At 65.3% G+C, this 22,721-nt stretch carries 25 protein-coding genes; 15 read left to right on the top strand and 10 right to left on the bottom strand.

Going from position 1 to position 22,721, the window contains the following annotated elements; translation table 11 throughout:
• Window positions 1–68: 68 nt before the first annotated feature.
• Complete coding sequence (locus Q9316_RS19080) at window positions 69–2,075, bottom strand: hydantoinase/oxoprolinase family protein (RefSeq protein ID WP_306033136.1); 2,007 nt, start codon at window positions 2,073–2,075, stop codon at window positions 69–71.
• A gap of 140 nt (window positions 2,076–2,215) precedes the next feature.
• Here Q9316_RS19080 and Q9316_RS19075 point away from each other — a divergent pair, with 140 nt between their 5' ends.
• Entirely contained in the window at window positions 2,216–2,761 is a 546-nt protein-coding gene (locus tag Q9316_RS19075) for a hypothetical protein (protein ID WP_306033135.1), read from the top strand.
• Here Q9316_RS19075 and Q9316_RS19070 read toward each other — a convergent pair.
• The 5 genes from Q9316_RS19070 to hslV form a co-directional block, all read right to left on the bottom strand.
• Complete coding sequence (locus Q9316_RS19070) at window positions 2,706–4,115, bottom strand: cytochrome P450 (protein ID WP_306033134.1); 1,410 nt, start codon at window positions 4,113–4,115, stop codon at window positions 2,706–2,708. The genes Q9316_RS19075 and Q9316_RS19070 overlap by 56 nt on opposite strands.
• A 55-nt stretch (window positions 4,116–4,170) precedes the next feature.
• Window positions 4,171–5,118 carry a DUF1402 family protein gene (locus Q9316_RS19065; protein WP_306033133.1) on the bottom strand — a complete coding sequence of 316 codons (948 nt, stop codon included), beginning with the start codon at window positions 5,116–5,118 and terminating at the stop codon, window positions 4,171–4,173.
• Between the two features lie 183 nt (window positions 5,119–5,301).
• On the bottom strand, window positions 5,302–6,609 hold the full coding sequence (gene hslU, locus Q9316_RS19060) for an ATP-dependent protease ATPase subunit HslU (RefSeq protein ID WP_306033132.1): 1,308 nt from the start codon (window positions 6,607–6,609) through the stop codon (window positions 5,302–5,304).
• Window positions 6,606–7,148 carry a GNAT family N-acetyltransferase gene (locus tag Q9316_RS19055; RefSeq protein ID WP_306033131.1) on the bottom strand — a complete coding sequence of 181 codons (543 nt, stop codon included), beginning with the start codon at window positions 7,146–7,148 and terminating at the stop codon, window positions 6,606–6,608. Before Q9316_RS19055 ends, hslU begins: the two co-directional genes overlap by 4 nt.
• Window positions 7,138–7,695: an ATP-dependent protease subunit HslV gene (gene hslV, locus Q9316_RS19050; RefSeq protein WP_306033130.1), complete on the bottom strand. Its 558-nt coding sequence runs from the start codon at window positions 7,693–7,695 to the stop codon at window positions 7,138–7,140. Before hslV ends, Q9316_RS19055 begins: the two co-directional genes overlap by 11 nt.
• A gap of 221 nt (window positions 7,696–7,916) precedes the next feature.
• Here hslV and Q9316_RS19045 point away from each other — a divergent pair, with 221 nt between their 5' ends.
• The 8 genes from Q9316_RS19045 (at window position 7,917) to coaA (ending at window position 13,453) form a co-directional block, all read left to right on the top strand.
• Complete coding sequence (locus tag Q9316_RS19045) at window positions 7,917–8,048, top strand: hypothetical protein (protein WP_306033129.1); 132 nt, start codon at window positions 7,917–7,919, stop codon at window positions 8,046–8,048.
• 826 nt (window positions 8,049–8,874) lie between these two features.
• The gene (hisB, locus tag Q9316_RS19040) at window positions 8,875–9,468 is read left to right on the top strand and encodes an imidazoleglycerol-phosphate dehydratase HisB (RefSeq protein ID WP_306033128.1); all 594 of its coding nucleotides are present in this window, start codon (window positions 8,875–8,877) and stop codon (window positions 9,466–9,468) included.
• 25 nt (window positions 9,469–9,493) lie between these two features.
• Window positions 9,494–9,964: a DUF2628 domain-containing protein gene (locus Q9316_RS19035; RefSeq protein WP_306033127.1), complete on the top strand. Its 471-nt coding sequence runs from the start codon at window positions 9,494–9,496 to the stop codon at window positions 9,962–9,964.
• A 1-nt stretch (window position 9,965) separates the two neighbouring features.
• Window positions 9,966–10,607, top strand: coding sequence for an imidazole glycerol phosphate synthase subunit HisH (hisH, locus tag Q9316_RS19030; RefSeq protein WP_306033126.1), 642 nt, complete (start codon window positions 9,966–9,968; stop codon window positions 10,605–10,607).
• A 1-nt stretch (window position 10,608) separates the two neighbouring features.
• Window positions 10,609–11,352 carry a 1-(5-phosphoribosyl)-5-[(5-phosphoribosylamino)methylideneamino]imidazole-4-carboxamide isomerase gene (gene hisA, locus Q9316_RS19025; protein ID WP_306033125.1) on the top strand — a complete coding sequence of 248 codons (744 nt, stop codon included), beginning with the start codon at window positions 10,609–10,611 and terminating at the stop codon, window positions 11,350–11,352.
• On the top strand, window positions 11,349–12,125 hold the full coding sequence (gene hisF, locus Q9316_RS19020; protein WP_306033124.1) for an imidazole glycerol phosphate synthase subunit HisF: 777 nt from the start codon (window positions 11,349–11,351) through the stop codon (window positions 12,123–12,125). The genes hisA and hisF overlap by 4 nt, the downstream gene beginning before the upstream one ends.
• Before the next feature lie 12 nt (window positions 12,126–12,137).
• Window positions 12,138–12,458 (top strand): phosphoribosyl-ATP diphosphatase, encoded by a 321-nt coding sequence (locus Q9316_RS19015; RefSeq protein WP_306033123.1) that lies wholly within the window; start codon window positions 12,138–12,140, stop codon window positions 12,456–12,458.
• Window positions 12,458–13,453, top strand: a complete 996-nt coding sequence (gene coaA, locus Q9316_RS19010; RefSeq protein ID WP_306033122.1) for a type I pantothenate kinase — start codon at window positions 12,458–12,460, stop codon at window positions 13,451–13,453. Before Q9316_RS19015 ends, coaA begins: the two co-directional genes overlap by 1 nt.
• Before the next feature lie 5 nt (window positions 13,454–13,458).
• Here the strand turns inward: coaA and Q9316_RS19005 are convergent, their stop codons facing one another.
• From Q9316_RS19005 to Q9316_RS18990, 4 genes are all read right to left on the bottom strand, one after another.
• Window positions 13,459–14,070 carry an alpha-ketoglutarate-dependent dioxygenase AlkB family protein gene (locus Q9316_RS19005; RefSeq protein ID WP_306033121.1) on the bottom strand — a complete coding sequence of 204 codons (612 nt, stop codon included), beginning with the start codon at window positions 14,068–14,070 and terminating at the stop codon, window positions 13,459–13,461.
• Window positions 14,067–14,525: a peptidoglycan-binding protein LysM gene (lysM, locus tag Q9316_RS19000; protein ID WP_306033120.1), complete on the bottom strand. Its 459-nt coding sequence runs from the start codon at window positions 14,523–14,525 to the stop codon at window positions 14,067–14,069. Before lysM ends, Q9316_RS19005 begins: the two co-directional genes overlap by 4 nt.
• A gap of 75 nt (window positions 14,526–14,600) precedes the next feature.
• Window positions 14,601–15,035, bottom strand: coding sequence for an alternative ribosome rescue aminoacyl-tRNA hydrolase ArfB (gene arfB, locus Q9316_RS18995; protein ID WP_306033119.1), 435 nt, complete (start codon window positions 15,033–15,035; stop codon window positions 14,601–14,603).
• A 107-nt stretch (window positions 15,036–15,142) separates the two neighbouring features.
• The gene (locus tag Q9316_RS18990) at window positions 15,143–16,753 is read right to left on the bottom strand and encodes a phosphoenolpyruvate carboxykinase (RefSeq protein ID WP_306033118.1); all 1,611 of its coding nucleotides are present in this window, start codon (window positions 16,751–16,753) and stop codon (window positions 15,143–15,145) included.
• Between the two features lie 314 nt (window positions 16,754–17,067).
• Between Q9316_RS18990 and Q9316_RS18985 the strand changes: the two genes are divergently transcribed.
• From Q9316_RS18985 to ahcY, 6 genes are all read left to right on the top strand, one after another.
• Window positions 17,068–17,796 (top strand): response regulator transcription factor, encoded by a 729-nt coding sequence (locus tag Q9316_RS18985; RefSeq protein WP_306033117.1) that lies wholly within the window; start codon window positions 17,068–17,070, stop codon window positions 17,794–17,796.
• 93 nt (window positions 17,797–17,889) lie between these two features.
• Window positions 17,890–19,692 (top strand): stimulus-sensing domain-containing protein, encoded by a 1,803-nt coding sequence (locus Q9316_RS18980; protein WP_371878018.1) that lies wholly within the window; start codon window positions 17,890–17,892, stop codon window positions 19,690–19,692.
• Window positions 19,693–19,844: 152 nt separating this feature from the next.
• The gene (locus Q9316_RS18975; protein WP_306033116.1) at window positions 19,845–20,306 is read left to right on the top strand and encodes an HPr kinase/phosphorylase; all 462 of its coding nucleotides are present in this window, start codon (window positions 19,845–19,847) and stop codon (window positions 20,304–20,306) included.
• A gap of 150 nt (window positions 20,307–20,456) precedes the next feature.
• Window positions 20,457–20,858, top strand: a complete 402-nt coding sequence (locus Q9316_RS18970; RefSeq protein ID WP_306033115.1) for a PTS sugar transporter subunit IIA — start codon at window positions 20,457–20,459, stop codon at window positions 20,856–20,858.
• 15 nt (window positions 20,859–20,873) lie between these two features.
• Window positions 20,874–21,146, top strand: a complete 273-nt coding sequence (locus tag Q9316_RS18965; RefSeq protein WP_306033114.1) for an HPr family phosphocarrier protein — start codon at window positions 20,874–20,876, stop codon at window positions 21,144–21,146.
• A gap of 96 nt (window positions 21,147–21,242) precedes the next feature.
• Window positions 21,243–22,643 (top strand): adenosylhomocysteinase, encoded by a 1,401-nt coding sequence (gene ahcY / locus Q9316_RS18960; protein WP_306033113.1) that lies wholly within the window; start codon window positions 21,243–21,245, stop codon window positions 22,641–22,643.
• Window positions 22,644–22,721 lie beyond the last annotated feature (78 nt).

Raw genomic sequence — 22,721 nt, 5'->3', positions numbered from 1 at the left:
GGAGCTTTCACGCATAGTCAATTCGGCAATAGCATAAAGAATTTATTCCACTCAGGATAAAATCATATTTATGCCTCTTCGGCGATGCGCGGCCGGCCGCTCGCCGTTGCTGTGAAACGCGCCTCGATGAGCTTGCGCCGGCCTTCCACCTCGGGCGCGTCGATCTCTTCGGCGAGCGTCACAACCGGCTCGTCGGCGCCGTTGGCGCGGGCGGAATGCAGCGCCGCGGTCATCGCCCGTTCCTTCGCCAGCGAGAAGGCTTCGGCCTCGTCGATGAGGCGCACGCTCTCTCCCGCACCGCCCACGATGAAGATGCCCTCGTCCGGCATGGTCACGAAGACCGTGACGGCGGTGCGCACCTGGCCGACCACCGCGCCGACCGCATTGGCGACGCCCGCGTCGGCGGGAATGGCCGATTCGGCGCCGAGCATCTCCGCGATGGCGGGATAATAGACGGGCGCGGACGCGCCGAGGCCGACGAGCGGCCGGTCGAGCGCGATGCGGAACTGCACGATACCCTTGGGGCGGTGCAGGGCCCGGTCGACGGAGGTCGAGCTTGCGGGATCGATCGAGCCGACGCCGTCGTCGGCAAGGCAGGCGGACAGGATGACGTCCGACGACTGGCGGGTGAGCCGGTCGACCAAAAGCCGCGCCAGATCCTCGGGGCCGTCGGCGATCGGCCGGCCGGTGCCGTCCTTGGTGCGCGCGGCAAGCTCCAGGCCGAGACGGGCGGCGGCGGCATCCCATTGCCCCTGCCCGCCGAGCACATGCATGGCGTCCGACGGCGTGACGCCGCAGATATGGACGAGGCCGCGGGCGACCAGCCGGTCGAGCGTCGCCTTCTGCAGCGTGGAGACGAGCAGCCCGTCGAGCGGCAGCGGCACCGCGCCGATCTTTTCGTAGAGCGCCTGTTCCTGCGGCTGCAACCCGCTCGCCAGCCATTCCGGAACGCCGGTGCGCACGGCGAACCGGCCGTCGTGCCGCCCGGCATGGGGCGCGCGGATCTGCCGTTCCAGCACCGGGATCACGGCTTCCGGATGCAGCGCCGAGGCAAGGCTGAGCGGCATGAAGCGGCGCGGCCCGAGATCGATTTTTGCCGTCAGGCCGCGGTCGTTGATGCGCACCTCCGAATCACCGCCGAGCCCGAAGGTCCGCATGGCGACGGCTTCGACCATGGTGCGGTAGCCGCCGACCACGGCGCCGTCGGCATCGAGCTTCGGCCGTCCGCCGTCGAGCACCGCGACGTCCGTCGTCGTGCCGCCGATATCGGAGACCACGGCATTGTCGAGCCCCGTCAGGTGGCGCGCGCCGACGAGGCTCGCCGCCGGGCCGGACAGGATGGTCTCGATCGGGCGCAGCCGCGCCTCGGCCGCCGAGATCAGCGCGCCGTCGCCGCGCACCACCATCATCGGCACATGGATGCCGCGGCGCGTCAGGTAGTCCTCGCAGGCGCCGATCAGCCGGTCGATCATCGAGACGAGGCGGGCGTTGAGCAGCGTCGTCAGCGCGCGGCGCGGCCCGCCGAGCTTGGAGGAGAGCTCATGGCTGCAGGTGACGGGCAGATGGGAGATCTCGCGGATGCGCTCGCGCACCCGCTCCTCGTGCGCCGGGTTGCGCACGGCGAAATAGCCGGCGACGGCGAAGGAGGAGACGCTTTGCGCAAGCGCCGGCAGGGCCTCGCCCAGCGCCGTCATGTCGAGCGCCGTCTCGGTGCCGTGCACGTTGTGGCCGCCGGGCAGGAACAGCACGGGATCGTTGCCGAGCGCGTCGGCAAGCCCGTCGCGCTTCAGGTCGTCGGGGCCGAAGCCGATCATCACGAGGCCGGCGCGGCCGCCCTGTCCTTCCACCAGTGCGTTGGTGGCGAGCGTCGTCGAAAGGGAGACGAGGCCGATGGCGGAAACGGGCACCTTCGCCTCGGTGAGCACCGCCTCCACCGCGCCGGAAATGCCGACCGAGAGATCGTGGCGGGTGGTAAGCGCCTTGGCGCGGGCGACGACGCCGTCGAGTTCGCTGTAAAGGACGGCATCCGTATAGGTGCCGCCGGTATCGATGCCGAGTAACAAATGGTCTGCCACGAGAATTCTTCCGAACCGCCCCCGTCCTTTCGAAAAGAGCAACCTCTTTTCAAAGCGGGCCTTGAATGGTGTTATTGCATGTCCGGAGCAATTGCCACCATTCCACCGGCGACATCAGGTGAAAGAACGAGGAGCCCGTCTTGACCGACCTTGCCATCCGAAAGCCGCTTCTGGCCGCCCTTCTCATCGGCACCGCGCTTCTTGCCGGCGTCGCGCATGCGCAGGAAGAGGACGGGGAGGAATACAAGGCGCAGATCCCCGACGTCGCCATCTACAAGGCGATGCTGGATGCCAACAAGCAGACGGGCTGGGTGCAGTTCCGCGAATTCTCCGGCCAGCAGCTCATCTATTTCACGGCGCTGCAGACCATGCATTGCCGGCTGAAGGAGGTGCGCTACTCGATCAATTCCGACGCGCTGGACAAGACGTTCCCGATGGCGGCCTGCGATCCGGAACTGCCCTTCAACCTGCCGTCGGACGACAGCCAGAACTGGCTCTACCTGAACCTGAAGCCCGGCGAGGCCGAGACCATCGCGGTGCAGGCGGTGTGGGACGACGGCAGCGGCAGCGAGATCGTCGTCTACCAGCCCTGCAAGAACCCGGAAGCGACCTGCGCCTCGATCAAGACGATCAAGAAATCGAAGAAGCGCGCGGACGAGCCGTCACCCGCAACGCCAGTCCGTTAGCCGGCTGCGTCGTCAGGCGCTGCACCGGCCAGGCCTTGGTCTCGGCCGTCATGTCGAAGCGGAAGCGGTGCATCAGCACGCCGAGCGCGATGATCGCCTCCTGCATGGCGAAGGTCGCGCCGATGCACACGCGCGGCCCGACGCCGAAGGGCAGGTACTGGAAGCGGTGGATGGCGTCGCGGTTCTCCGGCAGGAAGCGCTCCGGCATGAAGGCGCGCGGCTTGTTCCAGAGCAGCGTGTGGCGGTGCAGCGTCCAGGGCAGGACCAGCACGGTGATGCCGGCCGGGATCTCGATGCGCTCGCCCTTCGGGCTCGTCCACTTGTCGTCGGCGATCGCCGCCCGGTTGATCGAGGGCGCCGGCGGATAGAGCCGCAGGGCCTCCTCGAAGGCCGCCCGCGTCCAGGGCATCAGGTCCAGCCAGTCGACCGGCTCGGCGCCGCTCGCCAGCACCCGGTCGATCTCCTCTTCCATCGCCTCGCGCACATGCGGGCTGTTGGCGACGCAATAGAGTGTCCAGGCGAGCGCCCGCGCCGTCGTCTCGTGGCCCGCGCCGATGAAGGTGAGGATATTGTCCTCCACTTCCTCGATGGTCAGGCCGTCGGGCCCGGCGACGCGCAGCAGCAGGGTCAGGAAATCGCTCGGCGCGGCATCGCCCTCGCGCTCCATGCGCTCGCGGCGCTTTTCGATCGTATCGCGCACGACGCGGCGGAACTTCGCCATCACCTTCGCGCCGCCGATGCGCGTGACGCGCGGCACCCAGGACGGCGCGCGCAGGAGGTCCATCGGATCCACCCGGCCCATCGTGTGCAGCAGATCGTCCACGTCGTCGGCGAAATTGTCGGTCTCCGTGGCGATCTCGCCGGAGAACAGGGTTTCCGAGAGGATCGCGAAGGCGAGCTCCGTCATGTCGTTGCCGATGTCGAAGACCGCGCCGTCCGCGTCAGCGTATTTCTCCACGTAGAGTTCCGATTGCGCCAGCATCTGGCTGGCGAAGCCCTTGGCGTGGCGCGGCGTGAAGATCGGCGCGACGGCCTTGCGCGAACGGCGCCAGACCGCGCCTTCCGCCGTCAGCAGCCCGTCGCGCAGGATCGGCCGCAGCACGAGCTGGCGCACCACGGCCATCTTGTAGTTGGCGGCATTGTCGACCAGCAGGTGCTTGATGAGGCCGGGATCGTTGGCGATCAGCGTCTTTTCGCCGACGAAGCTCGTCTTGATCCAGGGCAGCGTATAGGAAGGCTCGCCCCACAGTTCCAGCGGGTTGCGGAACACGGTGCGGATGATCTCGAGCATCGACGGCGGCACCGTGCGGGGAATCGGTGCCGGCGGCTCGAAGGGCTCGGGGCGCATGTCCATGCTCTGCCTCCTTGTGATCGGCTCATGCCAGAATGAACCGACAGAGAGGCAGAAGTTAGAGCAGGCCCTGGAGTTCGGCCAGCTTGTCGTTGATCAGCCAGCCGTAATAGTTCTCCTCGGGCCAGGTCGCCTCGCCGGACGCGCGACGGGCGGCGAAGGCGGCGGCGCGCGCCTCGGGGTTGCCGATATTGTAGAGCGTCGCCGTCAGGCCGGGATTCTTCGAGATGTCGATGCCGGCGATCTTGCGGTAGGCGTCGATCGAGCGGCGGATCGCGGCGGCCATGTAGGCAAGCGAAATGTCAGGATCCATGATCGCCTGGTAGACGCTGGCCGCATCGTTCTCGTCGAGCCGGTCATAGCCGGAAATGCGCGCCACGTCGTCGGTCAGCGTCAGCGCCGTCAGCGGGTTGATCTGGCCGAGGCCGAAGGTCTGGCCGGCATAGAAGGGCTGGAAGAACACCGCGCTGAAGCGGTTGTTCGGGAAGGACGTGCCGCCCACCGTCCGGCCCTTGAAGGTCCGGTTCCAGACGCTCTCGCGGCAGGTCCACAGCCCGTAGGAGCCCTTCTTCGACGCGCACTGGGCAAATTCCGGCCGGTCGACGAAATCGGCGATGGATTCGCCGTCATAGGCGAAGCGGAAGCTGCCGGTATAGGCGGCCGCCTTCACATAATAGCTCTGCAGCCGGTCGTAGGCATCGACATTGTAGGTATGCTCGCCGACGATCGCGCCGACCATGTGGATCGGGCTGATGCCGTAGCGGCTCGCCACCGACTTGATCTTGCCGGTGAGCTGGCCGTCATTGGCGATGAGGTCGCGCACCTTCTCGTATTTCGCGTCGAACGAGGTTTTTCCGGCCTTGGTGCGGCGCACGGAAGCGCCCGGAATGTTCGGCTGCTCGGCATTGCGGTTGCCCGGTGGCACCACGTCGATGGCCAGCGCGTTCGTCTGGCTCTGGACAAAAAGAGCGGCTGCAAGGGCAAGCACAGGCAAGAGCTGTCGCACGATTCCGGTTCCCGTCTCGTCAAATCTGTCGGCGAATGGCGGCGACCGATGCACAACAATCATGTCGGAATGATGCCAAAGCGCGGGGGAAGGCTTAAGGCCACGCCGTCCGTCCTGTCGAGGGCCCCCGCCATCAAAAAACCGGCACCGGCGGCTGCGAAAAGAGCCACCGGTGCCGAAACGTCACAGGATGTAGCGCGACAGGTCCGTGTTGGCCGCCAGCGCGCCGACATGCTTGCGCACATATTCGGCGTCGATCACCAGCCGGTTGCCGCCCTTGTCCGGCGCCTCGAAGGAGATCTCGTCGAGCACCCGCTCCATCACCGTCTGCAGCCGCCGCGCGCCGATGTTCTCGACGCTGGCATTGAGCTGCACCGCGACGTCGGCCAGCGCGTCGATGCCTTCCTCGGTGAACTCGAGCTCGACGCTTTCCGTCTGCATCAGTGCCTTGTACTGGCGGATGAGGCTCGCCTCCGTTTCCGTCAGGATGCGGCGGAAGTCCTCCTTGGTCAGCGCGCGCAGCTCGACGCGGATCGGCAGACGGCCCTGCAGCTCCGGCAGGAGGTCCGAGGGCTTGGAGACATGGAAGGCGCCCGAGGCGATGAAGAGGATATGGTCGGTCTTCACCGGCCCGTATTTCGTCGCCACCGTCGTGCCCTCGACGAGCGGCAGCAGGTCGCGCTGCACGCCCTCTCGCGAGACGCCCGCGCCCATGCCGCCGTCGCGCGCGGCGATCTTGTCGATCTCGTCGATGAAGACGATGCCGTCGTTCTCGGCCGAGCGGATCGCCTCGCGCTGGATCTGCTCGTTATCGAGCAGCTTGTCGGATTCGTCGTCGATCAGGATCTTGTAAGAATCCTTGACCGTCGTCTTCACCTTCTTGGTGCGCCCGCCCATCGCCTTGCCGAACATTTCGGACAGGTTCAGCACGCCGATATTGGCGCCCGGCATGCCGGGAATCTCGAAGCCGCCGGGCATGCCGCCGGCATCGGCGACGTCGACCTCGATCTCCTTGTCGTCCAGCTCGTTGTTGCGCAGCTTTTTGCGGAAACTATCACGCGTCGCCGGCGAGGCGGTGGCGCCGACAAGGGCGTCGAGCACCCGTTCCTCGGCATTCATATGGGCTTTCGCCGTCACCTCGGCGCGCTTCTTCTCGCGCACCAGGCCGATGCCGACCTCGACGAGGTCGCGCACGATCTGCTCGACGTCACGGCCGACATAGCCGACCTCGGTGAACTTGGTCGCCTCGACCTTGACGAAGGGCGCGCCGGCGAGTTTCGCGAGCCGCCGCGAGATCTCCGTCTTGCCGACGCCGGTCGGGCCGATCATCAGGATGTTCTTCGGCATCACCTCGTCGCGCAGGTCCGGCTCGAGCTGGTGGCGGCGCCAGCGGTTGCGCAACGCGATGGCGACGGCGCGCTTGGCGTCGTGCTGGCCGATAATGTAGCGGTCGAGTTCGGAAACGATCTCGCGGGGGGAAAAGTTGCTCATGATATCTCGTTCGCTTTCGGGTCGAATTGCATGATCAGCACGTCGTCGCCGGTGCGGCCTTCCAGTTCGGGCACGGGCCGGAAACCGGCCTTGGCATAGGCGCGAACCGCACGGGCATTGGCGGGATCGGGGTCGATGATAATGGTCTCATGGCCAAGGCCGCGAAGATAGGCGACGAAGGCGACAAGCGCCGCGGAGCCGATGCCCAGGGACACCTTGTCGGCCTCGCCGATCGAAAGATCGACGCCCACGGCCTCCTGCGGCAGTTCCGCCAGCCAGGGATTGTCCTTCGTCCATTCCTCGTTCTGGTGATGGCCGAGAAACCAGTACTGGATATAGCCGAGCGGCTCGCCGTCGAGCGTGATGAGGAAGGGACGCGTCGTGTCCCTGCCCTCCACCATGTCGCGGATGAAGCCGAGTTCCTCGTCCGGATCGCCCCACCATTCGCGCACATGCGGCCTGTTCAGCCAGGCGAGAAGCAGCGGGTAATGCTTCGGCTCGACGGGAGCGAAGCCGATCCGGGCGCGATCAATCGGCATCCAGCGTCTCCACCACGACATTGTGGTTGGTGTAGACGCAGATGTCGCCGGCGATCTGCATGGCGCGGCGTGCGATTTCTTCTGCCGACTTGTCGGTATCCATCAGCGCGCGGGCCGCGGCATAGGCGTAGTTGCCGCCCGAACCGATCGCCATCGTGCCGTGTTCCGGCTCCAGCACGTCGCCATTGCCGGTCAGCGCCAGCGTCACGGACTTGTCGGCGACGAGCATCATGGCTTCCAGCCGGCGGAGGTAGCGGTCGGTGCGCCAGTCCTTGGCAAGCTCGACGGCCGCGCGCATCAGCTGGTCGGGATATTGCTCCAGCTTGGCCTCGAGCCGTTCGAGCAGCGTGAAGGCGTCGGCGGTCGCGCCGGCGAAACCGGCGATCACGTCGCCCTTGGCAAGACGGCGGACCTTTCGCGCATTGCCCTTCATCACCGTCTGGCCGAGGCTCACCTGGCCATCGCCCGCCATGACCACCTTGCCGTCCTTGCGGACGGTGATGATCGTCGTGGCGTGCATGGAAGCATAGGGGTCGTGTTCACTCATAAGTATACCTTCGAAAGCCCGGCATGCCGGGCATGGCGCCGCCGGCGAGGCGGCCTCGTTTTCTCCTATGTAAGCGGCGTTTCGCCAATTGCAAACGGCGCGCGGCCGCGGCCGATATTCCTCCGGCACCGGAAGCGGACGGCCCGCCCCATGCAAAATAACCCTTGCTTTCTCCGTGCGATGGGCAGGTTATGAGCTTCCACCAACGAAGGGGTAAGGCAATGGCCAAGGGTCAGGTCCGAAGCAACAAGGAAGTGCGCAAACCCAAGAAGGAAAAGGGCGCCGACAAAGCCGCCCCCTCCACGCTTGGCGCGCAGGTCAAGAACAGCGAGAGCACGCTGAAGAAGAAGTGAAGGCCGCCGGAAGAGCGGGGACGACGGCGAGACGGGAAAGCCCTCGTCTCCCGCAGGCGGCAGGGCAACCGCATATGGAATGAACCCATCGAAGCTCGTCCCCTTCTCCCCAATGGGGAGAAGGTGCCGGCAGGCGGATGAGGGGGATGCCGATGGCAAAAAGACAACGTTTCCCGCCGCATACTACCCCCTTCATCCGACCCTTCGGGCCACCTTCTCCCCGCCGGGGAGAAGGGAAAACCGCAACGCTCTGCCATGGGCGACAGCCCCGCCGCAGGCGCACGGGCGGCAACCGCCGCCCCGGCATCCCGCAAAATTCCCGAAAAACGCACCCCGATTTTCCCCGCCCCCGGAACCTCGCTTATCCTGATCGTCCTTCCGCCGCCGGACGGATCGCGTAACGTGTCGATGCGGGCGGGAGGAGGCGCTTTCGTTGATGGCCGTAACGTGCGGCCGGAGACGGGAGAGACGCAAAACGCCGTGGTCGCGGAATGGACCAAGGCGACGAGGCTTCCCCCTTCCCCGGGTCGCGGGGTCGGTTTGGGTCCGCCATGCAAGCGGCCGGTCGAAAGGCCAGCCGTGCAGCGAAGCCTCTTGCGCGTCTGAAGGAGGACGACCGCCTCCGTAGAACGCCTTGGGGCCGCGCGAAAGCGAAGCCACCTCATACCCAATCCAGAGGCAACGCTTTCGCGCGGTTCTCCGGACTGTCCTATCCACCCGGCGGCAAGCCGCGCGGGGCGTTTCACCCTGCGCCGAAAGCCGCGAAAGACTGGTCTTTTCGTGACAGCCCTGTTAAGGAGCGGCGGCAGAATTACCGGAGCAAAAAATGAGCCGCACAGCCAGCGTTTCGCGCAAGACGAACGAGACCGATATTTCGGTCACCGTCGATATCGACGGCACCGGCACGTCGAGCATTTCGACGGGCGTTGGCTTCTTCGATCACATGCTCGAGCAGTTGTCGCGCCATTCGCTCATCGACATGGACATCAAGGCCGAAGGCGACCTCCATATCGACGACCATCACACGGTGGAGGATACGGGGATCGCCATCGGCCAGGCCATCGCCAGGGCGCTCGGCGACCGGCGCGGCATCACGCGCTATGCCTCGCTCGACCTTGCCATGGACGAGACGATGACGCGCGCCGCCGTGGACGTTTCCGGCCGCCCCTTCCTCGTCTGGAACGTGACGTTCTCCGCCCCGAAGATCGGCACCTTCGATACCGAGCTGGTGCGCGAATTCTTCCAGGCGCTCGCCCAGCATGCCGGCATCACGCTGCATATCCAGAACATCTACGGCGCGAACAACCATCATATCTCGGAGACCTGCTTCAAGGCCGTCGCCCGCGTGCTGCGCACCGCGACCGAGATCGATCCCCGCCAGGCGGACCGCGTTCCCTCGACGAAGGGCACGCTGGCCTGACCGAAGGCAAAGCTGGAGGCCTCCCATGGCCACGTTCCTTGTTCTGATACCGCCGGGCGCGAAATCCCGGGACGAAAGCGCCCGCATCGTCCGCGACCGTTTTTCCTGGCTCGCGCTTGTAATGCCGGTGATCTGGCTGCTCTGGCACCGGGCCTGGCTCGCCGCCGCGCTCGCCTTCGCCGTCCAGGCGCTGGGCTCGGCCGTGGCGGACCATCCGGTCTTCAGCCTTGCCGGCCTCGGCCTCTGCCTTGCGACGAGCCTACTCGTCGCGCTCGAAGGCCCGTCCATGGTCGTCGCAGGCCTCGAACGGCGCGGCTGGACGATCGATGCGGTGATATCGGCCGACGACCGGGAAACGGCCGAAGAGATCTACTACATGGAAACCCCGGCCGGCGAAGCGGAGACGCGCGACAGCGTTTCCCTGCCGGCCTCCGAAACCTCCGTGCGCCGGCACGCTCCCATGCTCGGCCTCGTCGGTTTCAAGGAAGGACGCTGACATGCGCGTTGCGATCATCGACTACGGCTCGGGCAACCTGCGCTCGGCCACCAAGGCCTTCGAGCGGGCCGCGCGCGAGGCCGGCATAGCCGCCGAGATCGACCTTACCGACAAGGCCGAGCGCGTCGCCACCGCCGACCGCATCGTGCTGCCCGGCGTCGGCGCCTATGCCGATTGCCGCCGCGGCCTCGATGCCGTGCCCGGCATGGTGCAAGCGCTGCGCGACGTGGTGGAGGACAAGGCCCGTCCCTTCCTCGGCATCTGCGTCGGCATGCAGCTCATGTCCTCGCGCGGCCTCGAAAAGACCGTGACGGAAGGCCTCGGGTGGATCGAGGGCGACGTCGTGAAGATGGCGCCCGGCGACCCGGACCTGAAGATTCCGCAGATCGGCTGGAACACGCTCGACCGCAAGCGGGCGCATCCGCTCTTCGACGGCATCCCGGAAACGCTGCACGCCTATTTCGTGCATTCCTATCACCTTGCCGCGGCGAACCCCGAAGACGTGGTCGCGACCGTCGACTACGGCGGGCCGATGACCGCCTTCGTCGCCAGCGGCAACAAGGCCGGCGCGCAGTTCCATCCGGAAAAGAGCCAGACGCTCGGCCTCGCCCTCCTTACCAATTTCCTGCGCTGGAAACCCTGACATGATCCTCTTTCCCGCCATCGACCTGAAAGACGGCCAGTGCGTTCGCCTCAAGCTCGGCGACATGGACCAGGCCACCGTCTACAATCCCGACCCGGCTGCGCAGGCGAAAGCCTTCGAGGACCAGGGTTTTGAATGGCTGCATGTCGTCGACCTCAACGGCGCCTTCGCGGGAGAAAGCGTCAACGGCGCCGCCGTCGATGCCATCCTCGCGGCGACAAAGAACCCGGTGCAGCTCGGCGGCGGCATCCGCACGCTCGACCATATCGAAAGCTGGCTGTCGCGCGGCCTGTCGCGCGTCATCCTCGGCACCGTCGCCGTGCGCGATCCCGGTCTCGTCATCGAAGCCTGCAAAAAATTCCCCGGCAAGGTCGCCGTCGGCATCGACGCCAAGGGCGGCAAGGTCGCCGTCGAGGGCTGGGCGGAAGCCTCCGAGCTCGGCGTGATCGAGCTTGCGAAGAAATTCGAGGGCGCGGGCGTTGCCGCGATCATCTATACCGACATCGACCGCGACGGGATTCTCGCCGGCATCAACTGGGCCTCCACGCTGGAACTCGCCGACGCCGTCTCCATCCCCGTCATCGCCTCTGGGGGCCTTGCCTCCATGGACGACATCCGCCGCCTCGTCGCCGCCGACGCCCAGAAGCTCGAAGGCGCGATCTCCGGCCGCGCGCTCTATGACGGGCGCATCGATCCGGCGGAAGCGCAGGCCGTGATCCGCGCTGCACGGGGAGAAGCCGCATGACCCTCAAGGCTCGCGTCATACCCTGCCTCGACGTAAAGGACGGCCGCGTCGTCAAGGGCGTCAGCTTCGTCAACCTCGTCGATGCCGGCGATCCCGTCGAATCGGCCAAGGCCTACGATGCGGCCGGTGCCGACGAACTCTGCTTCCTCGACATCACCGCCTCCTCGGACAATCGCGACACGATCTTCGACGTCGTGGCGCGCACGGCAGAACATTGCTTCATGCCGCTCACCGTCGGCGGCGGCGTGCGGGCGGTCGCCGATATCCGCAAGCTGCTGCTTGCCGGTGCCGACAAGGTGTCGATCAACTCGGCCGCCGTCGCCAATCCGGATTTCGTGGCGGAAGCCGCCGACAAGTTCGGCAACCAGTGCATCGTCGTCTCGATCGATTCCAAGAAGGTCTCCGCCGAAGGCGAGGAGGACCGCTGGGAGATCTTCACCCATGGCGGGCGCAAGGCGACCGGCATCGACGCCGTCGCCTTCGCGGAGAAGATGGTGGAGCGCGGCGCGGGCGAGTTGCTGCTCACCTCCATGGACCGCGACGGGCAGAAGGGCGGCTATGACATCGCGCTCACCCGCACCATCGCCGACCGCGTCTCCGTCCCGGTCATCGCGTCGGGCGGCGTCGGCACGCTCGACCACCTCGTCGAAGGCGTGCGCGACGGCCATGCGACGGCGGTGCTGGCGGCCTCGATCTTCCACTTCGGCACCTATACGGTCGGCGAGGCCAAGCGCTACATGGCCGAGCATGGCATCGCCATGCGGCTCGACTGAGGAGCATTGCCCATGAGTACCTTCACCCTTGCCGATCTCGAAGCCATCGTCGCGGCCCGCGCGGCGGCCGACCCTTCCGAAAGCTGGACGGCGAAGCTCGTTGCCAGCGGCCAGCAGAAAGCGGCGAAAAAGCTCGGCGAGGAGGCGGTCGAGACCGTTATCGCCGCGATCGAGGGCAAAAAAGCCGAATTGACCAGCGAAACGGCCGATTTGCTCTATCATCTCATGGTCGTATTGAAAATCGGCGGCGTCCCGTTACAAGATGTCATGGGGGAGCTGGAACGGCGCACAGGCCAGTCGGGCCTCGCGGAAAAGGCCAGCCGGAAGAATTGATGATCCAGGCAGCGCGCGACAAGGACCAGGCGGATATTCCGGACGATTTCGGCAACCGCGACTATTCTCCCTACCGCTTCTTCCCCGTCGAGGAGTGGGCGCACTTCCGGGCTGATACGCCCCTGACGCTGACGGCGGACGAGGTGCAGCGCCTGCGCTCCCTCAACGACCCGATCGACCTCGACGAGGTCCGGCGCATCTACCTCTCGCTCTCGCGCCTGCTGTCGGCCCATGTCGAATCCTCGCAGATGCTCTTCGAGCAGAGGAAGCACTTCCTCAGCCTTTCCGACGAGGCGAAAACGCCTTTCGTCATCGGCATTGCCGGCTCCGTCGCGGTCGGCAAGTCGACCACGGCGCGTATCCTGATGGAACTGCTGTCGCGCTGGCCCTCCAGCCCCAAGGTCGATCTCGTGACGACCGATGGCTTCCTCTATCCGAACGCCGTGCTCCAGCGCGAAAACATGATGGACCGCAAGGGTTTTCCGGAGAGCTACGATATCGGCGCGCTGCTGCGCTTCCTCTCGGCGATCAAGGCCGGCAAGAAGGACGTGCAGGCGCCGACATATTCGCACCTCACCTATGACGTGCTGCCGAACACGTTCCGCACCATCGACCGGCCCGATATCCTGATCTTCGAGGGCATCAACGTGCTGCAGTCGCGCAATCTGCCGGCGGACGGCAAGATCGTGCCGATGGTCTCCGACTTCTTCGATTTCTCGATCTATATCGACGCGGAAGAGACGCTGATCCACAACTGGTATGTCGAGCGCTTCATGCGCCTGCGCGACACCGCCTTCAAGAACCCGGATTCCTACTTCCATCGCTATGCAACGATCAGCGAGACGGCGGCGCTCGCCATCGCCGAAGGCCTCTGGCACAACATCAACCTGAAGAACCTGCACCAGAACATCCTGCCGACGCGCCCGCGCGCCGACCTGATCCTGCAGAAGGGCGAGAACCACCTCATCGAGACGGTGGCGCTGCGCAAACTGTAGCCGGCTTACGGATTGACGCGGCGCAGCGTCAGGTTGATGCGCCCGGCGTTCTTCAGAAGCGTCGAGGTATCGGGATAGATCCGGTCGACCCCGTGGAACACAAGCCGGCTTTCGCCGCCGAAGACGAAAACGTCGCCGCTCGACAGCCGGAACGACCGGGTCGGATCGCCCCGCGAAACGCCTCCGACGCGAAACAGGCACTGATCGCCCAGCGAGACCGAGACGACCGGCGCACCGAACTCGCTTTCGTCCCGGTCCTGATGCAGCCCCATCTTCGCGTCGGGATCGTAGAAATTGACGAGGCAGGCTTCCGGCGGCTTGCCGAAGCCGGAGACCTCGTCCCAGAGTGCCAAAAGCGCCTCGGGAATGGCCGGCCAGGGGCGGCCGGTCTCGGGGTGCGTCGGCTGATAGCGGTAGCCGCGCTCCTTGTCCGTCACCCAGCCGAGCGGTCCGCAATTGGTCATGCGCACCGACATCGGCTTTCCCGTCTTCGGCATGCGCGGCACGAAGAGCGGCGCCTCCGCCACGACCTGCCTGATCGCGGCGACGAGCGCCTCCTGTGCGGCACGGTCGAAATGGTCGGGGAGATAGCGCAGCCCCGGCGCAAGGCCGCTCACGCTTCCGAAAGGTCCGGAATGCGCAGCACCTGACCGGGATAGATCTTGTCCGGATGGGACAGCATCGGCCGGTTGGCGTCGAAGATCAGGATATGCTTGGCGCCCTTGCCCTTGCCGTAATAGGCCTCGGCGATGCTCCAGAGATTGTCGCCCTTCTTGACGGTGTGCAGCGCCGGCTCTGCCGCCTTGTCAGCGCCGGCGAGCTTGAGTTCGGCGGCCTCGACCCTGGAGATGCCGAGCGTGTTGCCGACGGCGACGACGGCCTTCTCAAAGGCCGTCTGGTCGGCCACGACGCCCTTCAACACGCATTTGTCGCCTTCGACGGAAACCTCGACATTCTGCGTGCCGAGATCGAAGGAATCGAGTTCCTTCTTGACCGCCTCGGCCTGCGGCGCGTCGTCGTCGCCGATGCCGAGTTTCTTGCCGGCGTTCTTGATGAAACTGAAGAGACCCATGGCTACCTCCCTGTTTTTCCCGGACTTACGCCGGTTTCACTTCAATCATATCCATAAACGGCCAAGTTGTGACAATCATTCGCCGCCGGGCTTGGCGCGCATGCGTTTCACGTCGGCCCGGCCCGATTTTTCCTTGAGCCGGCGTTCGACCGAGCCCTTCGTCGGCTTTGTCTTGCGGCGCGGCGGCGGCGGCGGTTCGGCGGCCTTGAGGATCAGCTCCTTCAACCGCTCGCGCGCATCCTCGCGGTTGCGCTCCTGGCTGCGGAAGCGGTTCGCCTCGATCATCAGCACGCCGTCCTTGGAAACCTTGCGGCCGGCCAGCTTTTCCGCATTCGCCTTGATGCGCTCGTTGAGGGAAGGCGAATTGCGCAGGTCGAAGAAGAGCTGGACCGCCGTCGAGACCTTGTTGACGTTCTGCCCGCCCGGCCCGCCGGCCAGCACGAACTGTTCGGTCAGCTCCCAACCGGCAATCGTGATCGAAGCATTGATGTAAAGGGGATCGCTGGCCATGAAAATTCCTTTCCAGGCCGTTGTAGCGGGCAAGCCGGCAAACGAAAAGCCGGATGCCGAGACGAAAAACCCGGCCTTTCGGGCCGGGTTTCACGTGAATCATTGCCTTACTCGGCGGCGACCTTGAGGCCGGGTGCCGCATCGCGCACGCTGCCATCCACCTGGCCTTCGAATTTCTCGAAGTTCGCGATGAACATGTCGACGAGCTTGCGGGCCTGCTTGTCGTAAGCGGGACCGTTTGACCAGGTCGAGCGCGGATCGAGGATCTTGGTGTCGACGCCGGGCACCGAGACCGGCACCTGGAAGCCGAAATTGTCGTCGCGGCGGAAGAGCGCGTCCTTCAACGAACCGTCGAGGGCCGCGGCGAGCAGCGTGCGGGTCGCCTTGATCGGCATGCGACGGCCTTCGCCATAGGCGCCGCCCGTCCAGCCGGTGTTGACCAGCCAGCAATCGACGCCATGCTCGGCGATCAGCTCCTTCAGCAGGTTGCCGTAGACTGTCGGGTGACGCGGCATGAAGGGGGCGCCGAAGCAGGTCGAGAAGGTGGCTTCCGGCTCGGTCACGCCGCGTTCCGTGCCGGCGACCTTGGCGGTGTAGCCGGACAGGAAGTGGTACATGGCCTGGTCGGGCGTCAGCTTGGCGATCGGCGGCATCACGCCGAAGGCGTCGGCCGTCAGCATGATGATGGTCTTGGGGTGCGGCGCATTGCCGGTCTCGCTGGCATTCGGGATGAAGTGCAGCGGATAGGCGCAGCGGGTGTTTTCCGTCAGCGAGCCGTCGTTGAAATCCGGTACGCCGTTGGCATCGAGCACGACGTTCTCGAGAACGGTGCCGAAACGCTGGGTGGTGGCGTAGATTTCCGGCTCGGCTTCGGCCGACAGGCGGATCGTCTTGGCGTAGCAGCCGCCTTCGAAGTTGAAGATGCCGTTTTCGCCCCAGCCGTGCTCGTCGTCGCCGATCAGCGTGCGGTTCGGATCGGCCGACAGCGTCGTCTTGCCGGTGCCGGAAAGGCCGAAGAACACGGCGGCATCGCCGGCCGGGCCGACATTGGCCGAGCAGTGCATCGGCATGACCTTTTCCGACGGAAGCAGCCAGTTCAGCACGGTGAAGACCGACTTCTTCATTTCGCCGGCATAATAGGTGCCGGCGATGAGCACGATGCCGCGCGTCAGGTCGCAGGCGATCATCGTTTCCGTGCGCGCGCCGTGGCGGGCGGGATCGGCCTTGAAGGTCGGCAGGTCGATGATGGTGAGCTTCGGCGCGAATCCGGCAAGGTCCTTCTCTTCCGGGCGGATGAGCAGGTTGCGGATGAACAGCGAATGCCAGGCGAGTTCCGTGACGACACGGGTCGGCAGGGCGTATGCGGCATCGGCGCCGCCGACGAGGTCCTGCACGAAGAGATCGCGCGTGCCGGCATGGGCCAGCATGTCGGCATGGAGCGCGTCGAAATGCTCGCGCGACACAGCCTTGTTGTTGTCCCACCAGATCGCGCCCTCGGTGTTTTCGTCGCGCACGACGAACTTGTCCTTGGGCGAGCGGCCGGTGTGCTGGCCGGTCAGCGCGCGAAGTGCGCCGTGGGCGGTCTTGACAGCTTCGCCGCGGCCGAGCGCCTCTTCATAAAGAGCCTCTGCTGCAAAGTTGTACCGGACCGTGCCGTTGGTGTGGATACCCATCGCGGTGAGCCCCAGAGTGGGGTTGCGAACGCCAAGTTCCTGCATGGTCCAGTTTCCCTCCATGGACGAAGACCCAGGTGAAGTTTTGGGGAAGCTAATCTGCCGGTGTCACAAAAACAAGAGGGGAATCGAAATTAGGCAATAATATCAATTATTTAATCGATTTAAAGAATTGTACTACTTTTTTAATCGTTTGAATAATCGATTTAAAAACGAGTCGAAAACCGCGGCTGAAACGTCTCCCTTTATCTTCGCCACAATTTGTTCCACCTTTACCCCCAGAGAGGCGCTTCATTCATCCAGGACAGGAATACGATCCGAGGTCGGGAAAGGCGCCCATGAATATGGAGACTAGCAGGATGCAGACGATCGCACTCGTTGACGACGACCGGAATATCCTCACATCCGTGTCGATCGCCCTGGAGGCGGAAGGCTACAAGGTGGAAACCTATACGGACGGCGCGTCCGCGCTCGACGGCCTTCTCGCCCGCCCGCCGCAGCTTGCCATCTTCGACATCAAGATGCCGCGCATGGACGGCATGGAGCTTCTGCGCCGCCTGCGCCAGAAGTCGGACATCCCCGTCATCTTCCTCACCTCGAAGGACGAGGAGATCGACGAACTGTTCGGCCTGAAGATGGGCGCCGACGACTTCATCACCAAGCCTTTCTCGCAGCGCCTGCTGGTCGAGCGCGTCAAGGCGATCCTGCGCCGCGCTTCGAACCGCGAAGCGGCGGCATCCGCCGGCACCGGCGGCGCGGCCAAGGCAGGGGAAGTGGCGGCCCGCTCGCTGGAACGCGGCCAGCTCGTCATGGACCAGGAGCGCCACACCTGCACCTGGAAGGGCGAGGCGGTGACGCTGACCGTCACCGAATTCCTCATCCTGCATTCGCTCGCCCAGCGCCCCGGCGTGGTGAAGAGCCGCGATTCGCTGATGGATGCCGCCTATGACGAGCAGGTCTATGTCGACGACCGCACGATCGACAGCCACATCAAGCGGCTACGCAAGAAGTTCAAGATGGTTGACGACGATTTCGACATGATCGAAACGCTCTACGGCGTCGGCTACCGCTTCCGCGAAATGGCCTGACGGGGCGCGGGAAGCGATTTTGCTTGCATCGACTGCGGCGGCGATGGCATGCCGCAGTCCCGGCGGCGTGACGGCGCCGCCCCGCAGCCAAGGATGAACCGCGTGTCGCAGAACGTGCTCGAAAGGGATGGAGGCGAGGCCGAAGGCCGGCCCGCGCCGCGCTCGTTCCGGCGCCGCTGGACCCACCCCTTCACGCTCGCCCGCCGCATCTTCGGCAATGCCGTCTTCTCCAGCCTGACGCGCCGCATCCTCTTCTTCAACCTCGTCGCGCTCGTCGTGCTCGTCGCCGGCATCCTCTATCTCAACCAGTTCCGCGAGGGGCTGATCGACGCGCGCGTCGAAAGCCTCCTGACGCAGGGCGAGATCATCGCCGGCGCGATCTCCGCCTCCGCCTCGGTCGACACCAATTCGATCACCATCGACCCGGAAAAGCTGCTGGAGCTGCAGGCCGGCCAGAGCATCACGCCGCTGCCGAACGACGAGGACCTCGAATTCCCGATCAATCCGGAGCGCGTGGCCCCCGTGCTCAGGCGGCTGATCTCGCCGACCCGCACGCGCGCGCGCATCTACGACACGGACGCCAACCTGCTGCTCGATTCGCGGCACCTCTACACGCAGGGCCAGGTGCTGCGCTTCGACCTGCCGCCGGTGGAGCCCGAGACCCCCAGCCTCATCGAGCGCCTGAACGTCTGGTTCAACCGCATCCTCCAGCCGAGCAACCTGCCGCAATACAAGGAAGCGCCCGGCGGCGACGGCTCGATCTATCCCGAGGTGATGAACGCGCTGACGGGCGTGCGCGGCGCCGTCGTGCGCGTCAACGACAAGGGCGAGCTGATCGTCTCGGTCGCCGTGCCCGTGCAGCGCTTCCGCGCGGTGCTGGGCGTGCTGCTGCTGTCGACGCAGGCAGGCGACATCGACAAGATCGTGCATGCCGAGCGGCTTGCCATCATGCGCGTCGCCGGCGTCGCCGGCCTCGTCAACATCGCGCTCTCGCTGCTCTTGTCCAGCACCATCGCCAATCCGCTGCGCCGGCTTGCGGCGGCGGCGATCCGCGTGCGCCGCGGCGCCAAGGAGCGCGAGGAGATCCCGGACTTCTCCGCGCGCCAGGATGAGATCGGCAATCTTTCCATCGCGCTGCGCCAGATGACGACGGCGCTCTACGACCGCATCGACGCGATCGAGAGTTTTGCCGCCGATGTCAGCCATGAGCTGAAGAACCCGCTCACCTCGCTGCGCAGCGCCGTGGAGACCCTGCCGCTCGCCCGCACGGACGATTCGAAGAAGCGCCTGCTCGACATCATCCAGCACGACGTGCGCCGCCTCGACCGGCTGATCAGCGACATTTCCGACGCCTCGCGGCTCGACGCGGAGCTTGCCCGCAGCGACGCGCGCACCGTCGACCTCGAAAAGCTGCTCGGCGACCTCATCGACATTTCGCGCCAGGTCAACACCCGCAAGAAGCCCGTCACGCTCGATTTCGTCGTCGACCGGAAGGACAATCCGAAGACCAAGTTCGAGATTTCCGGCTACGAGCTGCGCATCGGCCAGATCGTCACCAACCTCATCGAGAATGCGCGCTCCTTCGTGCCGGAGCCGGGCGGGCGGATCGTCGTGCGCCTGTCGCGCGGGCGGGGCGACCGCTGCATCATCCAGGTCGAGGACAACGGCCCCGGCATCCAGGCGGAAGACATCGACCGCATCTTCGAACGCTTCTACACGGATCGCCCGGCGACCGAGGATTTCGGCCAGAATTCCGGCCTCGGCCTTTCCATTTCGCGGCAGATCGCCGAGGCGCATGGCGGCACGCTGAAGGCGGAAAACATCACCGACAAGGCGACCGGCGAGCTTGCCGGCGCCCGCTTCACCCTCGCCCTTCCCGCCGGCCCGCAGAAATGACCGGCCTTGGCGCCTGACGGGACGGCGTGCGATAACCCCCTCATCCGGCCCTTCGGGCCACCTTCTCCCCGAGGAGAGAAGGGGACGACCACGCGCGCCGCATTTCCCTTCTCCCCTCGGGGAGAAGGTGCCGGCAGGCGGATGAGGGGGTTATGACAAAGTCGGCTGCCTTGAATGTGTACGGAACGGCGATCGTGATCGGCACGACGGGACTGCTGTTCGTCGGGCCGTCCGGCGCGGGCAAGAGCGCCGTCGCGCTGCACTGCATCGGGGAAGCGCGGGCGCGCGGGCTGTTCGCCGCCCTCGTCAGCGACGACCAGGTGCTGGTCTCCATCGCCGACGGCCGCCTTGTCGCCCGCGCGCCGGCCAGCATTGCCGGCCTGATGGAGGTGCGCGGGGCGGGCATCATCACCGTGGAGACGGTCGAGGCGGCCGAACTGCACCGCGCCATCCGCCCGATCGAGCCGCCATTTGCCGAGCGCCTGCCCCCGGACGGGGAAACCTTCGAGGTGCTTCCTTCGCTTTTCCTGCCGCTGACCCGGCTGCCGCTGTTTGCCGGCTGCACGGCTTTCACGACATTGGCCGCACTCCACCCGGAAATCCTGCAAAGTTGACCGGGAAAGCCCCCGCAAAAAGCGAAAACGGGCATTTTGGGCTTGCACTTGGGCTTTTCATTGACATGATGGCCACCCCAACGGTGGACGGAATTGTTGCGTTGCGGTAATGGGCCGTCCGTTTGTGTCGGGAAACTGGAGCGACTGCTGATGATCGGACTGGTGCTTGTCACCCATGGCAAGCTGGCGGAGGAATTCCGGCACGCCCTCGAACATGTCGTCGGTCCGCAGAAGGCCATCGAAACCGTCTGCATCGGTCCCGAGGACGACATGGACCAGCGTCGCCAGGATATCCTGGAAGCGGTGATGAAGGCCGACCAGGGCCATGGCGTCATCATCCTCACCGACATGTTCGGCGGCACGCCGTCGAACCTCGCCATTTCGGTGATGACCGGCAACGGCATCGAGGTGATCGCCGGCGTCAACCTTCCCATGCTGATCAAGCTCGCCGGCATCCGCGGCGAGAACAACATGGAAAAGGCGCTGATCGACGCCTCCGAGGCGGGCCGCAAATATATCAACGTGGCAAGCCGCGTGCTCAGCGGCAAATAGGGTTCCCCGCCGTCCATGACCGTCTCGAAAGAGCTTCTCATCATCAACAAGCGGGGGCTTCACGCCCGCGCCTCGGCGAAATTCGTGCAGACAGTCGACGGTTTCGATGCGGAGGTCACGGTCTCCAAGGACGGCATGACCGTCGGCGGCACCTCGATCATGGGCCTGATGATGCTGGCCGCCAGCCCGGGCTGCAGCGTCTTCGTCACCGCGACGGGCACCGACGCCCAGCGGGTGCTCGACGCGCTCGACGCGCTCATCGCCGACCGGTTCGGCGAGGAAATGTAGGCTTCCCGTTGATATAAGGATATAAAGACTTCTTTATATCCAGTTGCTCCAGCAGCGGTTTCCTGATAGGAAGCGCCATCAAGACTGGAGATTTTCATGACCACCACGCAGGACTATCACGTCGCCGACATCGCGCTTGCCGATTTCGGCCGCAAGGAAATTCAGATCGCCGAGACCGAAATGCCGGGCCTGATGGCCTGCCGCGAAGAGTTCGGCGCCGCAAAGCCGCTCAAGGGCGCGCGCATCACCGGCTCGCTGCACATGACCATCCAGACCGCCGTGCTCATCGAGACGCTGGTGGCGCTCGGCGCGGATGTGCGCTGGGCCTCGTGCAACATCTTCTCCACGCAGGACCACGCCGCCGCCGCGATCGCCGCCGCCGGCATCCCGGTCTATGCCGTGAAGGGCGAGACGCTGACGGAATACTGGGAATATACCGACAAGATCTTCCAGTGGGCCGATGGCGGCCTCTCCAACATGATCCTCGACGACGGCGGCGACGCCACGATGTACATCCTGCTCGGCGCGCGCGCCGAAGCCGGCGAGAACATCCTGGTCAACCCCGGCTCGGAAGAAGAGGAAATCCTCTTCGCGCAGATCAAGAAGCGCCTTGCCGCCTCCCCGGGCTGGTTCACCAAGCAGCGCGACGCCATCCAGGGCGTGACCGAGGAGACGACCACCGGCGTCAACCGTCTCTACCAGCTCCAGCAGAAGGGCCTGCTGCCCTTCCCGGCGATCAACGTCAACGACTCGGTCACCAAGTCGAAGTTCGACAACAAGTACGGCTGCAAGGAATCGCTGGTCGACGGCATCCGCCGCGGCACCGACGTGATGATGGCCGGCAAGGTCGCCGTCGTCTGCGGCTATGGCGACGTCGGCAAGGGTTCGGCCGCCTCGCTGCGCGGCGCGGGCGCGCGCGTCAAGGTCACCGAGATCGACCCGATCTGCGCCCTGCAGGCCGCCATGGACGGTTTCGAGGTCGTGCAGCTCGAGGACGTCGTCTCCAGCGCCGACATCTTCATCACCACGACCGGCAACAAGGACGTCATCCGCGTCGAGCACATGCGCGAGATGAAGGACATGGCGATCGTCGGCAATATCGGCCACTTCGACAACGAGATCCAGGTCGCATCGCTGAAGAACTTCAAGTGGACGAACATCAAGCCGCAGGTCGACATGATCGAGTTCCCGAAGGGCAACCGCATGATCCTGCTCTCCGAGGGTCGCCTGCTCAACCTCGGCAACGCCACCGGCCACCCGTCCTTCGTCATGTCCGCCTCATTCTCCAACCAGGTGCTGGCGCAGATCGAGCTCTACACGAAGGGCGAGAACTACAAGAACGAGGTCTACGTCCTGCCCAAGCAGCTGGACGAGAAGGTCGCCCGCCTGCACCTCGCCAAGCTCGGCGCAAGGCTCACCGAGCTCTCCGAGGAGCAGGCCGGCTATATCGGCGTGACGACGCAGGGTCCGTTCAAGGCCGAGCACTACAGGTACTGATCCTTACCCGGATTATCCACAACATCTAGAGGCGGCGCGCTTGACAAGGCGCGCCGCCTCTTTTTTGGGCCCGTCCCT

The organism is Shinella zoogloeoides, from assembly GCF_030733845.1.
Classification (GTDB): Bacteria; Pseudomonadota; Alphaproteobacteria; order Rhizobiales; family Rhizobiaceae; genus Shinella; species Shinella zoogloeoides_C.
The sequence above is the reverse complement of the archived record's forward strand: the minus strand, read 5'-3'. Positions and strand labels throughout refer to the sequence as shown.

Excerpts from the sequence above, each read along its gene's own strand:
- Q9316_RS19070 (WP_306033134.1), bottom strand. The coding sequence starts at position 4,115 with ATGGACATGCGCCCCGAGCCCTTCGAGCCGCCGGCACCGATTCCCCGC.
- hslU (WP_306033132.1), bottom strand. The coding sequence starts at position 6,609 with ATGAGCAACTTTTCCCCCCGCGAGATCGTTTCCGAACTCGACCGCTAC.
- Q9316_RS19055 (WP_306033131.1), bottom strand. The coding sequence starts at position 7,148 with ATGCCGATTGATCGCGCCCGGATCGGCTTCGCTCCCGTCGAGCCGAAG.
- hslV (WP_306033130.1), bottom strand. The coding sequence starts at position 7,695 with ATGAGTGAACACGACCCCTATGCTTCCATGCACGCCACGACGATCATC.
- Q9316_RS19045 (WP_306033129.1), top strand. The coding sequence starts at position 7,917 with ATGGCCAAGGGTCAGGTCCGAAGCAACAAGGAAGTGCGCAAACCCAAG.
- hisB (WP_306033128.1), top strand. The coding sequence starts at position 8,875 with ATGAGCCGCACAGCCAGCGTTTCGCGCAAGACGAACGAGACCGATATT.
- Q9316_RS19035 (WP_306033127.1), top strand. The coding sequence starts at position 9,494 with ATGGCCACGTTCCTTGTTCTGATACCGCCGGGCGCGAAATCCCGGGAC.
- hisH (WP_306033126.1), top strand. The coding sequence starts at position 9,966 with ATGCGCGTTGCGATCATCGACTACGGCTCGGGCAACCTGCGCTCGGCC.
- hisA (WP_306033125.1), top strand. The coding sequence starts at position 10,609 with ATGATCCTCTTTCCCGCCATCGACCTGAAAGACGGCCAGTGCGTTCGC.
- hisF (WP_306033124.1), top strand. The coding sequence starts at position 11,349 with ATGACCCTCAAGGCTCGCGTCATACCCTGCCTCGACGTAAAGGACGGC.
- Q9316_RS19015 (WP_306033123.1), top strand. The coding sequence starts at position 12,138 with ATGAGTACCTTCACCCTTGCCGATCTCGAAGCCATCGTCGCGGCCCGC.
- coaA (WP_306033122.1), top strand. The coding sequence starts at position 12,458 with ATGATCCAGGCAGCGCGCGACAAGGACCAGGCGGATATTCCGGACGAT.
- lysM (WP_306033120.1), bottom strand. The coding sequence starts at position 14,525 with ATGGGTCTCTTCAGTTTCATCAAGAACGCCGGCAAGAAACTCGGCATC.
- arfB (WP_306033119.1), bottom strand. The coding sequence starts at position 15,035 with ATGGCCAGCGATCCCCTTTACATCAATGCTTCGATCACGATTGCCGGT.
- Q9316_RS18990 (WP_306033118.1), bottom strand. The coding sequence starts at position 16,753 with ATGCAGGAACTTGGCGTTCGCAACCCCACTCTGGGGCTCACCGCGATG.
- Q9316_RS18985 (WP_306033117.1), top strand. The coding sequence starts at position 17,068 with ATGCAGACGATCGCACTCGTTGACGACGACCGGAATATCCTCACATCC.
- Q9316_RS18980 (WP_371878018.1), top strand. The coding sequence starts at position 17,890 with ATGAACCGCGTGTCGCAGAACGTGCTCGAAAGGGATGGAGGCGAGGCC.
- Q9316_RS18975 (WP_306033116.1), top strand. The coding sequence starts at position 19,845 with ATGACAAAGTCGGCTGCCTTGAATGTGTACGGAACGGCGATCGTGATC.
- Q9316_RS18970 (WP_306033115.1), top strand. The coding sequence starts at position 20,457 with ATGATCGGACTGGTGCTTGTCACCCATGGCAAGCTGGCGGAGGAATTC.
- Q9316_RS18965 (WP_306033114.1), top strand. The coding sequence starts at position 20,874 with ATGACCGTCTCGAAAGAGCTTCTCATCATCAACAAGCGGGGGCTTCAC.
- ahcY (WP_306033113.1), top strand. The coding sequence starts at position 21,243 with ATGACCACCACGCAGGACTATCACGTCGCCGACATCGCGCTTGCCGAT.